This is a genomic window from Streptosporangium sp. NPDC048047 (assembly GCF_040653115.1).
Taxonomy (GTDB): domain Bacteria; phylum Actinomycetota; class Actinomycetes; order Streptosporangiales; family Streptosporangiaceae; genus Streptosporangium.
Map to the genome: position 1 here is coordinate 1 of NZ_JBEZNH010000045.1, position 12,692 is coordinate 12,692.

At 73.6% G+C, this 12,692-nt stretch carries 8 protein-coding genes; 5 read left to right on the forward strand and 3 right to left on the reverse strand.

Annotated features, from left to right (window positions below; all coding sequences use genetic code 11):
• Nucleotides 1-4,117, reverse strand: a 4,117-nt coding sequence (locus tag AB0D67_RS29170; protein ID WP_362942882.1) for a beta-ketoacyl synthase N-terminal-like domain-containing protein, incomplete at its 3' end; no start/stop codon positions are given.
• 276 nt (nucleotides 4,118-4,393) lie between these two features.
• On the opposite strand from AB0D67_RS29170, the gene AB0D67_RS29175 reads away from it, so the two are divergent.
• Together AB0D67_RS29175 and AB0D67_RS29180 are read left to right on the forward strand one after the other, a co-directional pair.
• Nucleotides 4,394-5,752 (forward strand): condensation domain-containing protein, encoded by a 1,359-nt coding sequence (locus AB0D67_RS29175; protein ID WP_362942885.1) that lies wholly within the window; start codon nucleotides 4,394-4,396, stop codon nucleotides 5,750-5,752.
• Between the two features lie 15 nt (nucleotides 5,753-5,767).
• Nucleotides 5,768-7,297 (forward strand): AMP-binding protein, encoded by a 1,530-nt coding sequence (locus tag AB0D67_RS29180; protein ID WP_362942888.1) that lies wholly within the window; start codon nucleotides 5,768-5,770, stop codon nucleotides 7,295-7,297.
• 90 nt (nucleotides 7,298-7,387) lie between these two features.
• On the opposite strand, the gene AB0D67_RS29185 is transcribed toward AB0D67_RS29180, so the two are convergent.
• Entirely contained in the window at nucleotides 7,388-7,642 is a 255-nt protein-coding gene (locus AB0D67_RS29185; RefSeq protein ID WP_362942891.1) for a phosphopantetheine-binding protein, read from the reverse strand.
• A 193-nt stretch (nucleotides 7,643-7,835) separates the two neighbouring features.
• Here AB0D67_RS29185 and AB0D67_RS29190 point away from each other — a divergent pair, with 193 nt between their 5' ends.
• Genes AB0D67_RS29190 through AB0D67_RS29200 form a run of 3 tightly spaced genes read left to right on the forward strand, consistent with a single transcriptional unit; the run spans nucleotide 7,836 to nucleotide 11,731 of the window.
• A complete protein-coding gene (locus AB0D67_RS29190; RefSeq protein ID WP_362942894.1) occupies nucleotides 7,836-9,518 on the forward strand; it encodes a condensation domain-containing protein in 1,683 nt (560 codons plus the stop codon).
• A 5-nt stretch (nucleotides 9,519-9,523) separates the two neighbouring features.
• Nucleotides 9,524-10,417, forward strand: coding sequence for an LPD16 domain-containing protein (locus tag AB0D67_RS29195; RefSeq protein ID WP_362942897.1), 894 nt, complete (start codon nucleotides 9,524-9,526; stop codon nucleotides 10,415-10,417).
• A 6-nt stretch (nucleotides 10,418-10,423) separates the two neighbouring features.
• Nucleotides 10,424-11,731 (forward strand): cysteine desulfurase family protein, encoded by a 1,308-nt coding sequence (locus tag AB0D67_RS29200; protein ID WP_362942900.1) that lies wholly within the window; start codon nucleotides 10,424-10,426, stop codon nucleotides 11,729-11,731.
• Here the strand turns inward: AB0D67_RS29200 and AB0D67_RS29205 are convergent.
• Nucleotides 11,718-12,683, reverse strand: a complete 966-nt coding sequence (locus tag AB0D67_RS29205; RefSeq protein WP_362942903.1) for a hypothetical protein — start codon at nucleotides 12,681-12,683, stop codon at nucleotides 11,718-11,720. The genes AB0D67_RS29200 and AB0D67_RS29205 overlap by 14 nt on opposite strands.
• Nucleotides 12,684-12,692: the final 9 nt, after the last annotated feature.

Consider the following 12,692-nt stretch of genomic DNA (forward strand, 5'->3'; position numbering starts at 1 on the left):
GCCGCCGCAACGCCTCCACCACCTTGATCACACCCGCCACCCCCGCGGCGGCCTGCGTATGACCGATGTTCGACTTGATCGAACCGAGCCACACGGGACGGCCGGCCGGACGACGGGTTCCGTAGGTGGCCAGCAGGGCTTCGGCCTCGATCGGGTCGCCCAGCCTGGTTCCGGTGCCGTGGGCCTCCACCGCGTCGACGTCGCCGGCGCCGAGCCCGGCGTCGGCGAGCGCCTGGCGGATGACGTCCTGCTGGGCCTGGCCGCTGGGGGCGGTGAGGCCGTTGCTGGCGCCGTCCTGGTTGACGGCTCCGCCGCGGATCACGGCGAGGACGGGGTGGCCGTTGCGGCGGGCGTCGGAGAGGCGTTCGAGCACCACCACGCCCGCGCCCTCGGCCCAGCCGGTCCCGTCCGCCGAGGCGGAGAACGACTTGCAGCGGCCGTCGGGCGACAGCCCGCCCTGCCTGCTGAACTCGACGAACATGCCGGGGCTGGACATCACCGTGACCCCGCCGGCCAGCGCCAGCGAGCACTCCCCGCGCCGCAGCGCCTGCACGGCGAACACGATCGAGACCAGCGACGACGAGCAGGCCGTGTCGGTGGTGACGGCCGGTCCCCGCAGTCCCAGGGTGTAGGCGACGCGACCGGACACGACGCTGAGCGTGGTGCCGGTGAGCAGATGACCGTCCGCGGTGCCCGTGGACTGGTGCAGCCGGGGGCCGTAGTCGGGGGCCATGGCGCCGACGAACACGCCGGTGGGCGAGCCGCGCAGCCCGGCCGGGTCGATCCCGGCCCCCTCCACGGCCTCCCAGCAGATCTCCAGCAGCAGCCGCTGCTGCGGGTCCATCGCCGTGGCCTCGCGCGGGCTGATGCCGAAGAACGCGGCGTCGAACAGGTCGGCGTCGTAGACGAAACCGCCGTGCCCGGTGTCGCTGGTCCCCGAGCGGTCCGGCCCGGTGGCGGACAACGCGTCGAGGTCCCAGCCGCGGTTCCGGGGGAACTCGCCGATCGCGTCGGCGCCGCCGGCGACCAGCCGCCACAGGTCCTCGGGGGAGGCCACCCCGCCGGGGTAGCGGCAGCCCATGCCGACCACCGCGATCGGGTCGTCGTCGCCGCCGCGGATCTCGGCCGCCGGCTCGGCCGCGCCGCCGGTCAGCAGTTCGTGGAGGTGCGCGGCGAGACGCTCGGGCGTCGGGTGGTCGTACAGGAGGCCGGTCGGGAGCCGCAGCCCGGTCGCGGCGCGCAGCCGGTCGCGCAGTTCGACGGCCGCCGCCGACTCCAGCCCGAGGTCCTTGAACGTACGGCCGGGCTCCATGTCGGACGCGCCGGCGTAGCCCAGCAGGCGCGCGGTCGCGGACAGCACCAGGTCGCGCAGCTCGCCCCTGGAGCGGACGGGCCCGGCCTGCTCGGGTACGGCCTGCTCGGGTACGGCCTGCTCGGGTACGGCCTCCCCGGCGGACGGGGTCAGGGCCGCCGGGCGGCGCGCGGCGGGGACGGAGGTGTGGGGGCGGCGCTGGAAGGGGTAGGACGGCAGGTCCACGAGCCGGGCCTCGCCGCACGGTCCGGACCAGTCCACGGGGGCGCCCCACGCGTACGCCTGCGCGAGCGACCGCAGCAGGCGGTCGCGCCCGCCCTCGCCGCGGCGCAGCGTGCCGACCGCGACCGCCTCCCGTCCCGCCGCCTCCGCGGTCTCCTCCACCGCGGTCACCAGCACGGGGTGCGGGCTGCACTCGACGAACAACCCGCAGTGCCGCCCGCCCAGCGCCGCCCGCACCGCCTCGGCGAAGCGGACGGGGCTGCGCAGGCTGCGGTACCAGTAACCGGCGTCCAGACCGGCGGTGTCCATCGGCTCGCCGGTGAGCGTGGAGACGAACACGGTGGCGCCGCTCTGCGGGCGGATGGGGGCGAGGTCCCGCAGGACCTCCTCCCGTACCCGCTCGACCTCCGGGGAGTGGGACGCGTACGTGACCGGGATGATCTTGGTGGAGACGTCGGTGAGGCGGCCGGCGAGGGCGGTCAGCGCCTCGCGGGGACCGGAGACGACGACCGAGCGCGGGCCGTTGACGGCGGCCACGGTGACGGGCGCGGACAGGTCCGCGATCGCCCGCTCCACCGCGTCGAGGCCGGCCGCCACGGACATCATGCCGCCGGAGCCCTCGATGCCCGCGATGGCCCGGCTGCGCAGCGCGACGACCCGGGCGGCGTCGTCCAGGGTCAGCGCGCCGGCGACGACGGCGGCGGCGATCTCCCCCTGGGAGTGGCCGATCACCACGTCGGGCTCGACGCCGTGGGACCTCCACACCTCTGCCAGACCGACCATGACCGCCCAGAGCGCGGGCTGCACCACGTCCACCCGGTCCAGGCCGGGCGCGCCGGGGCGCTCGCGGAGGACGTCCAGGAGGTCGAGGCCGGTGAACGGGGCCAGCGCGTCCGCGCACTCGGCGAGCCGTCCGGCGAACACGGGCGAGACCGTCATCAGCTCGCGCGCCATGGCGGGCCACTGCGAGCCCTGTCCGGGGAAGACGAAGGCACGCGCGCCGGCGGTCTCCGTGCCGGTCACGAGGGCGTCGTGCGGCTCCCCGGCGGCCAGGGCCCGGAGCGCGGACAGGCGGGCGCCGCGGTCGGGGGCGAGGACCACGGCGCGGCGTTCGAAGGAGGTACGGGTCCGGGCGAGGCTCAGCGCCACGTCCGCCGGGCCGGTGCCGGGATCCGCGGCCGGCGTCGTGAGGCGCGCGGCCCACTCCCGCAGCGCCCCCTCCGACCGTGCCGACAGCGTCCAGGGCGCGTCCTCCGTACCCGCGTCCTCCGTACCGGAGGAGGGAGCGGAACCCGGGACGGAGGCCCGCGCGGGGGGCGAGGCGAGGATCAGGTGGCAGTTGGTGCCGCCCATCCCGAAGGAGCTGACGGCGGCGACCACGGGACCGGGCAGGGGCCGGGTCTCGGTGACGACGTGGAGGCGCAGGTCGCCGAGGGGGATCTCCGGGGGCGCGGACTCGAAGTTGAGGCTGGGGGGCAGTTCGCCGTTCCCGAGCGACAGGACGACCTTGAGCAGCCCGGCGATGCCGGCCGCGCCCTCCAGGTGACCGATGTTGGTCTTGACCGAGCCCACGAGCAGGGGGTCGCCGGCCGGCCGGGTGGTCCCGTACGCGGCTCCGAGCGCCGCGGCCTCCACGGGGTCGCCGACCTTGGTGCCGGTGCCGTGGAGCTCCACGTACCGGACCTGGGCGGGCCGTACCCCGGCGCGGTCGCAGGCCAGCGCGATGACGTCCCGCTGGGCGCGGCCGCTGGGCACGGTGAGGCCCTCGCCGCCGCCGTCGTTGTTGACCGCCCCGCCCAGGATCACCGCGTGCACGGTGTCGCCGGCGGCGAGCGCGTCGGGGAGGCGCTTGAGCACGACCAGCGCGCCGCCCTCACCGCGCACGTACCCGTTGGCGCGGTGGTCGAAGACGTGGCAGCGGCCGTCGGGCGACAGCGCGCCGAACGCGCCGATGGCGTCGGTGGTCTCCGGCAGCAGGTTCAGGTTCGCGCCGCCGGCCAGCGCCACGTCGCTCTCGCCGCGGCGTAGGCTCTCGGCGGCCATCCAGACGGCCACCAGCGACGACGACTGGCCGGTGTCAAGGGTGAGGGAGGGACCGCGCAGGCCGAGCACGTACGACACCCGGTTGGCGATCATGGCGCGGTTGGCGCCGGTGTAGGCGTGGCGGCCGGCGCCGCCGATCCGGTCCTGCAGGGCCGCCCAGTCGTTGGAGATGGCGCCCAGGAACACCCCGGTGGCGCTGCCGCGCAGCGAGGCCGGGACGGCGCGGGCGTTCTCCAGCGCCTCCCAGGCGAGTTCGAGCACCAGGCGCTGGTGCGGGTCCATCGCCGCCGCCTCGTTGGGCGAGATGCCGAAGAAGCCGGGGTCGAACCCGTACACGTCCTCCAGGAACCCGCCCCGCCGGTACGCGGTCCCCTCCGCCGCCCGTCCCTCGGGCGCCTCGGTGACGGCGTCCACGCCCTCGCGCAGCAGCCGCCAGAACCTCTCGGGACCGGCGGCTCCCGGGAGCCTGCACGCCATGCCGACGACGGCGACGGCGACCGGCCCCTCGTTCTCGGCCCGCTGTGTCGACTCACCAGCCATCAATGCGCCACCTCAAGCTTCACGCCTCGGGGAGCGTCAGGTATCGACGCCTTGCCTGGGAACGGCTCCGAAGAATTACTCGACAGCCGATCTGGAACGCGGCCATGACTTAATCCATTGCGACTTTAAGGTTGCGTTCCGTCCCGGCACACTCCCGGATCGCCGACATGTAGTTGCCACCGCTTCTGGCCACCGGAGGCCACCGGCTCCGCCCTTGACCCCGATCGTTCTCGTCCGCGGAGAATGACAGGCGGAGAAAGCTGCGGAGGAGATCACATGTCCGTCGAGGCGCCTCTCAGTAACGGCCAGCTCTTCAGCTGGCGGGAAATAGAGCGGTATCCGGACGACTGGCTGGCGGAGGCCAACCTGCCGACCACCTGGGATCTGCGCGGGCTCTCCGGCGAGCGGGTGGACGAGGCGCTGCGGCGGCTGGTGGACCGGCACGAGGTGCTGCGCACCACCTACCGGGATCGGGGCGGCCGTCCGGTGCAGCACGTCCACGAGGACGTCGAGCTTCCGATCGAGCGGATCGACCGGATCGTCACCGACCCCGCCGAGCACGAGCGGACGAAGGCCGAGCTGGTGACGGTGCCGTTCGCGATGAGCGACGCGCTGAACTGGCGCGGCCGGCTGGTCGGCCCGCGGGGCGAGCCGATGTACCTGTGCCTGTCGTTCTCCCACCTGATCGTGGACCTGTGGTCGATCCACCACCTTCAGGACCAGTTCAGGGCGCTGACGGCCGACCCGCGGGCGACCGCGCCGGTGGGGTCCCCGCCGCGCGAGCTGGCGCGGCGGCAGCGGGAGGAGTCGTGGCGGCCCCGGCAGGAGGGCTCCGAGCGTTACTGGCGGAGCGTGCTCGACGACGGCCTGATGGACGTCCTGCCCACGCTGCCCGCGAAGGTGAAACGCGACCGGCTGGAGCTGACGCTGCGGTCACGCGGCCTGGGCGGGCTGGCGGCGGAGGCCGGCAGGCGGCACGGGGTGACCGCCCCGGCCGTGGTGATGGCGTTCGTGGCCGCGGGCCTGGCCCGCCACCTGGACGTGGACCGGGTGACGATGAGCCTGATGTCCTCCAACCGGTTCGCGCCGGAGGACCAGCACAACGTGGGCACGATGAACCAGCTCATCCCGTTCGTCACGGCCGTGGACCCGCGGTCCACGATCGCCGAGCACGTCAGGCGGCTCCACTGGGCGAGCGCGAAGGCGTACCGGCACTCCGCCTACGACTTCGACAGGATCGCCGAGACGGCGGCCGGGCACGGCGAGCGGCCGGAGCACGACTGCTGGGTCAACCACCTGTTCCGCGCCTGGTTCAACTACATCCAGGTGGACCGGCGCCCCAGCGACCCCCACGACCCCACCCCGGCCTCGCTGGCCTGGACACCGCTCGCCCAGCAGTACGGCCAGGCGTTCCGGGTGCGGGTGGAGGTGCGCGGCGGGTGCACCAGCGTGCTGATGCTGGCCGACCCGGACGTGCTGCCGGCCGGGGCGATGACCGACATCATGCGGACGATCGCCGACGGCGTACGGCTGGCGGCGACCGATCCGGGGCGCGCGCTGAAGGACCTGTGGAGCGCGCGCGGCGACCTGCCGCCGTCGCTGTTCCCGCCCGAGCCGCCAGAGCCGCCCCGCTGAACCCCGGAGAGTCCCATGGAACGCACCCTTCACCGGTGGTTCGCCGACTCCGCCGCCCGCCACGGTGAGCGGGTCGCGCTGGAGGTGGGCGGCGGCCGTCACACCTACGCCGAGTTGGAGGCGCTGTCCCGGCGGCTGGCCGCCGAGATCGTCGCGGCCTGCGGCGAGCCGCCCGCCAGGGTCGGCCTGTACGCGGCCCGCAGCCTCCTGGCCTACGCGGGCTACCTGGCGATCCAGCGGCTCGGCGCCACCGCGGTGCCGCTGAACCCGTCCGCGCCCGCCGCGCGCAACCGCGCCGTGACGGCGGCCGCAGGGCCCGGCCTCGTGCTCGCCGACGCCGGCCTCCGGCCGCCCGTGCTGCCCGCCGCCACGCTGGCGGTGAGCCTGGACCGGCTGGACGCCCCGCCGCGCGTCGTGCCCGACGCCTTTCCGGCCGGCCCGGACGACCTGGCGTACGTGCTGTTCACGTCGGGGTCGACCGGTGTGCCGAAGGGCGTGCCGCTGCGCCACCGCAGTGTGGACGCGTACCTGTCGCACGTGGTCCCCCGCTACGAGCTGGGTCCGGGCTGCCGGCTGTCGCAGACGTTCGACCTGACGTTCGACCTGTCGGTGTTCGACATGTTCGCCGCCTGGGGCAGCGGGGCGACGCTGGTCGTGCCGGCCCCGTACGACCTGCTCAAACCCGTCGCCTTCGTGGCCCGCGAGGAGCTGACGCACTGGTTCAGCGTGCCGTCGGTGGTGTCGCTGGCCATGCGGCTGCGGCGGCTGACTCCGGGCGCTATGCCGTCGTTGCGGTGGAGCCTGTTCTGCGGCGAGCCGCTGACGCTGCCCCAGGCCGCGGCGTGGCGGACGGCCGCCCCGGGGAGCGTCCTGGAGAACCTGTACGGTCCGACGGAGCTGACCATCAGCTGCGCCGAATACCGCCTTCCGGCCGACCCGGGACGCTGGCCGGAGACCTCCAACGGGACGGTGCCGATCGGGACGCCGTACCCGGGGGTCGAGCACCTGGTGGTGGACGGCGGGGGACGGCCGGCCGCCGAGGGCGAGCTGCTGCTGCGCGGCGTGCAGCGCTTCCCCGGGTACGCCGACCCCGGTGTGAACCGGGGACGGTTCGCCCGCTTCGACGGCGTGGCGGCGCGCGACGCGGCGACGGCGGGCGGGACCGTCGCGCCGGACCTGTGGTACCGGACCGGCGACCGGGTGGCCTGGTGCGACGGCACGCTGGTTCACCTGGGACGGCTGGACCAGCAGGTCAAGATCTCCGGGCACCGGGTGGAGCCGGGCGAGGTCGAGGCCGCGCTGCGGGACCGGCCGGGCGTGGTGGAGGCGGTCGTGCTGGCGGTGCGGGGACGGGACGGCGAGCTGGGCCTGGAGGCGGCCTGCACGGGGACGGGGCTGGACCCCGTGGCGCTGGTCAGGGGGGTGGCGGAGGTGCTGCCCGGCTACATGGTGCCGCGCTCGGTGACGATCCTGGAGGAGCTGCCGCTGAACGCCAACGGCAAGGTCGACCGCCGTGCCACGGCCGCCGCCCTGAACACCGTCTGAGGCGGACGCGGTCCGAGACGGACACGGTACGGGATGGACGCGGTCCGGGGCGCCGCCGCCCGGTGGGTGGCGGCGCCGGCGAGCGGGGCGTCAGAGGGGCGGAGGCGTCAGGCACGACGACAGGGTGCCCCACAGGGAGCCGACCGTCCTGAACGTGGACTCGTTCAGCAGGTCGTCGGGCAGCTCCACCCCGTAGGTGTTCTCCACGTCCACGAGCAGCCGCACAACGCCCATCGAGTCGAGGCCGAGCGCGCCCAGCTGGTCCTGCGGGGTCAGCCGCTCCGCGTCCGCGTACGGCAGATGGATTCTCAGAAGGCTTTTGAAGCTGTCGGGTATTTCCAGCATGGCGAGGTGTCCTCATCTCACGGAATCATCCCCTTGAAAAGAGGTTTCCGAAAAACAGGGGCCCCGGTCAAGCGACCCCTGCTGGCAGCTTTTCCGCCGCCGAACCGGTCATTGCGTGACCATTGCCGGACACGCGGTGAAGCCCAATCCTCAAGATGTCCGGTTTCATGGAATCCGCCGAGGTGAACGTCTCATGAAATCCGCAGGCCTGTGCTGGGGGCAGCGCTACATGTGGCTGCGCGTCCATCAGCTTCCTCCGGAGCACCAGCACGAAACGCACGTGGTGCTGCGTTTCGAGGTGCCCGCGGGGATCACCGTCGCCCAGGCGAAGGCCATCCTCACCCATCTGACCCGGCGTCACGAGATCCTGCGGACGACGTACCGGCTCGACCCCGAGCCCGGGCAGCACGTGGATCCGCCGCGCCCGCTGCCTGTCCGGGTCGTCACCACGGAGCGGGACGGCACCCCCGGGCCCGTCGAGACGGTCGAGGAACTGACCCGCAGCCCGTTCGACCCGGCCGGGGAGTGGCCGATCCGGGCCTGCCTGGTCACCACCGGGGGCGCGCCGAAGGCGTGCGTGCTGGTGTTCAACCACCTGGCGGTGGACGTCTGGACGCTGGGGGAGATCAAGCGGGAACTGCGTACGCAGGCCGCCGGGATGGCCGCGCGCCGCCCGGCCGCGCTGTCCCCCGTCCGGAACCGGCCGGCCGACCTGGCCCGCCACGAGACGTCGGCGGACGCGGCGATCACGGCGGCGCGGGCGATGGCGCACTGGCGGGAGGAGGTGGCCCGCCTCCCCCTCGACCCCTTCGCCCGCCGGCGGGCGGAGCGCGACGGCCCCCCGGCCCGGCACGCGACGCTGGTCTCGCCCTTCTTGCCGGGGGCCGCCCGGACGGCCGCGGGACGGCACGGGGTGTGGCCGTCGCTGGTGCACGTCGCCGCGTACGCGGCGATGACCGCGATCTACACCGGCGGCGACTCGGCAGGGTTCCTGTCGTTCGTCAGCAACCGCGAGACGCATCCCTTCCCCGACGTGATGACCTGCATGTTCTCCCCGACGCTCGTCCGGGTGGACTGCGCGGGCGACCCGTCCTTCGGCGAGCTGCTCGGCCGCGTGGCCGGGAGCTTCTCGCGGGCACGCGAGCACGCCTACGTCCCCTACGACGAGATCGTCGAGATGGTCTCGCGCGAGGGGTCGCGGCGCGGCGGCCCGGTGCTGCTGAGCTCCGAGCTCAACTTCATCAAGCAGCGCACCAAGGAGTACGGCGGGCGGCGCACCGCCTTCACCTGGAACCCGGTCCCGGAGTCGTGGGCGTACTGCGGGCTGGACACGTACCTGCGGATCGACGAGTGGCGCGACGCGGTCTCGCTCTCCCTGCACGCCATGTCGTCGGTCATGGACGCCGGCGCCGTCGAGTGGTTCCTGCGCGGCATGGAGCGCCTGGTGCTGGCGGCCGGCGACGACCTGCGGCTCACCGAGCTGGCGGCCCTGGTGCCCTCCGCCCCGGAGACGGCCACTGCGTCCTCTGCGCTCCCCGCGCCCGCCACACTCCCCGTGCCCGCCTTAGCCGTCTCACCCGCCGTACCCACCGCGCCCCCGGCGCCCGCCGCACCCTCCGACGAGGCCGTGCAGGCGTTGCTGGCGGCCGTACGGGACGCGCACGGACTCGCCGGCGTCGACCCGTCCGACAGCTACACGCTGGCCGGAGGCAGGGCTCTGCGCATCCCGCGGGTGCTGGCGGAGCTGAGCGGCCGCGGCTGGCGGGGACTCACCCTCCAGCAGCTCGCCGGTCCCACGCCGCTGGGCGCGCTGGCCGCCCGCCTGACCCCCGTCCCGCAGACCTCCACCACCCCTATTCCCAGTCACAGGGAGTGAACGTCATGTCCCAGACCCTCAACGGACAACAGGTGGTCAGAAGCCGCCGCCTGGTCGCCTCGGAGCAGGAGTTACGCGAGACCATCGACCGCGAGCTGCCCGCCGCCGACCTCGGCGACCTGGTCATCATGGGTGGTCACTTCATGCTCTTCGAGGACCCGGAGACGGGCCGGCTGACGCCCGGCGTCATCGAGGAGCAGCACGACGAGACCATGCGCCGCCGCGTCGCCGGCCGCGTCGGCATCTTCCCCGGTTACACGTGGCGGATGTCGGCCGAGCTGCTCCGGAGCTACGCCGCGGCGGGCGCCGACGTGCGGCTGCTGCTGCTCATCAACGACTGGCAGTACGTGCCCGCCGGCGGCCGCCCGGCCGGCGAGCTCCGCGCGGAGTTCTTCGCCGGCATGTCCGCGCTGCCGTCCTCGTACGAGAAGACGCTGCGGGAGGCCGGGCTGAACGGGGACAGCGTGCTGCCCAGCCGCAAGCACCCCCTGGCCTTCCCCGAGACCTGGCTGAAGTACCGCTTCCAGAAGGCCGCCGACCGCCTCGTCAAGGCGGGGCGCCTGGAGAAGCGCTACCTCGACACCGGCCGGAACGACACCGAGGTGGCCTTCCTGGACGCCGACGGCAACTACCGCACCCTGATCAGCTGCGGCGTCACCGGCTGCGCGGGCGAGATCACCGAGATGGTCTCGGAGGTGTACAGGGCCGGCCACCGCAACCTGCTGATCTTCGCGCCCGGCGAGTGCCTGCGGCCGGTGGAGACCGGCGTCGACATCGCGCTCGGCCTGTACGACCTGCCCGGCATGCGGGTGGTCGTGGCCGATCCCGGCGGCAGCGGTGAGATGTCCGAGGACGAGATCTACGACAAGCTCGTCACCGTCAGCACGTTCCGGCGGTGATCCCCGATGAAGCCCATATACCTGGACGGCTGCGCCACCACCCGCGTCGACGACGAGGTGCTGGAGGCCATGATGCCGTACCTGCGGGACGAGTACGGCAACCCCTCGTCGCCGCACGCCATGGGCAAGCGGGCACGGCGCGCGGTGGACGCCGCGGCCGAGTCCGTGGCCCGGCTGATCGGCGCCGGCCCCGGCGAGATCGTGTTCACCTCGGGCGCGACCGAGAGCAACAACATCGCCCTGCTCGGTGTGTTCGCCCACGGTGACACCGCCCCGGTCAACGGCGTGTTCTGCCCCACCGACCACAAGTCGTCGCTGGCCGTCGGCCAGGCGCTGGCCGCCCGCGGCGTCGGGACCAGGACCATGCGGGTGCGCCCGAGCGGCCAGGTCGACCTCGGCCACCTGGCCGGGCTGCTCGATCTGAACACCCGGGTGGCCACGGCCGCCTGGGTCAACAGCGAGATCGGAGCCGTGCAGCCGGTGCGGGCCATGGCCGCGCTCTGCCACGAGGCGGGCGCGCTGCTGCACGTGGACGGCGCGCAGGCGGCCGGCCGCATCCCCATCGACGTGCGCGACACGGAGCCGGACACCCTGTCCCTGTCCGCCCACAAGATCCACGGCCCCAAGGGCGTCGGCGCGCTGTACGTGCGGCCGGAGATCCGCCACCGGCTGCGTCCGATCATGTACGGCGGCGGCCAGCACGCGCTCCGCAGCGGCACCGTCCCCACCCACCTGGTCGTCGGCCTCGGCAAGGCGTGCGAGCTGGCCGCCGGACGCTGGGACGCCGAGTGGCGGCGGGTGCTCGAACTTCGCGCCGTCGCCCTGGACGTGCTGACGGCCGGATTCCCCGGACTGCGCGTCAACGGCGACCCGGACGTGAGCGTGCCGCACGTGCTGAACGTGGTGCTGCCCGGCGTACGCGGTGAGAGCCTCGTCTCCAGCCTGCGGTCGGTGGCGCTGTCCACCGGCTCGGCGTGCAACTCCGGCTCCCAGGAGCCCTCGTACGTCCTGACCGCCATCGGCCTCTCCCCCGAGGACGCCAACAGCTCGGTCCGGCTGTGCCTGGACCCGCGCATGTCGTTCGAGGATCTGACACTCGGCGTCGAGACCGTCGTGGAGCGGGCCCGCGCGCTGGCCGGCGTGGCCCTGGACCGGGTGACCCTGGCCGGTTCCGAACCCGCCGGTCTCAGGCCGGCCGGTTCCGGGCCCGCCGCTTTCACTCCGGCCGGTTCCGGGCCCGCCGCTTTCACTCCGGCCGGTTTCACCCCGGTAGGAGGCGAGCCCGCCGGAGTCGAGGAGGTCACCCCGCTGTGAGGTACTTCCTGGCGGCCTGCACTCCGGCCTGGAAACGGCTGGTGGCGTCGAGATCGCGCATCATGGTGGCGATGTGCCGGCGGCAGCTCCGCACCGACATGCCGAGCTTCCTGGCCACCACCTCGTCGGTGTAGCCCTTGGCCATCAGGGCGGCGATCGACTGCTGGAGGTCGTCGGCCACGCCCGAGTAGCCGAAGTCGATGCCCTCCAGCGGCGTGGCCATCTCCCACAGGTGGTTGAACAGGTCGAGGAAGAACTGGATGACGCCCTGGTTGTGCACGCGGGCGATGCTGGCCTCGGCGTCGTCCGCGCCGAACAGCACGACCAGCGAGCGGTCGAAGACGATGGCCGACCGCGGCACGTGGCTGACGGTGTAGACGGAGGCGCCCGCGTCGGTGAGCCGCTTCATCCGCATCCTGGTGCCGACGTCGGCCCGGTTGCGGTGCTGGCAGATGATGCGGACGGTCACCCCCCTGGTCACCAGGCCGAGGTAGGTCTCCGCCATGTCCTCGACCACGCCGCCGCCCTGGAGCACCAGGACCTCGTCGCGGCAGGCGTCGCCGGCCGTCTTGAGGAAGCCGCGCACCTCCATGGTCCCCGCCAGGTAGTCCACGGTGCCCTGGGACGCGCCCGGCGACTGCTCCACCAGGCCGACCCGTTCCTTGATCTGGTCGAGCAGCTCCCGCCGCCGGTAGATCTCGCGCTCCACGGTGGACACCAGCGACGCCGCGGCCAGCTCCGGATCGACCGGGGCGTACCGCTCGACGGCGCCGGCGCCGTCGTCCGGCCGCAGCAGGTGGCTGTCCGTCAGATGGCGCACCGCCTCCCGCATCTCCCCCACGCCGATGCCGAGGTCGGCCGCCGCCACCTCGATGGCCTCGATCGCGCCCTTGCTCTCGGCGTAGCGGTACACGTCCATCACGTGGTCCCGGGTGAACGACATCAACGTCATGATCTTTCC

What these genes read in the sequence shown, in the direction of transcription:
- AB0D67_RS29175 (WP_362942885.1), top strand. Translation starts at nt 4,394, where the DNA reads ATGTCCGTCGAGGCGCCTCTCAGTAACGGCCAGCTCTTCAGCTGGCGG.
- AB0D67_RS29180 (WP_362942888.1), top strand. Translation starts at nt 5,768, where the DNA reads ATGGAACGCACCCTTCACCGGTGGTTCGCCGACTCCGCCGCCCGCCAC.
- AB0D67_RS29185 (WP_362942891.1), bottom strand. Translation starts at nt 7,642, where the DNA reads ATGCTGGAAATACCCGACAGCTTCAAAAGCCTTCTGAGAATCCATCTG.
- AB0D67_RS29190 (WP_362942894.1), top strand. Translation starts at nt 7,836, where the DNA reads ATGAAATCCGCAGGCCTGTGCTGGGGGCAGCGCTACATGTGGCTGCGC.
- AB0D67_RS29195 (WP_362942897.1), top strand. Translation starts at nt 9,524, where the DNA reads ATGTCCCAGACCCTCAACGGACAACAGGTGGTCAGAAGCCGCCGCCTG.
- AB0D67_RS29200 (WP_362942900.1), top strand. Translation starts at nt 10,424, where the DNA reads ATGAAGCCCATATACCTGGACGGCTGCGCCACCACCCGCGTCGACGAC.
- AB0D67_RS29205 (WP_362942903.1), bottom strand. Translation starts at nt 12,683, where the DNA reads ATGACGTTGATGTCGTTCACCCGGGACCACGTGATGGACGTGTACCGC.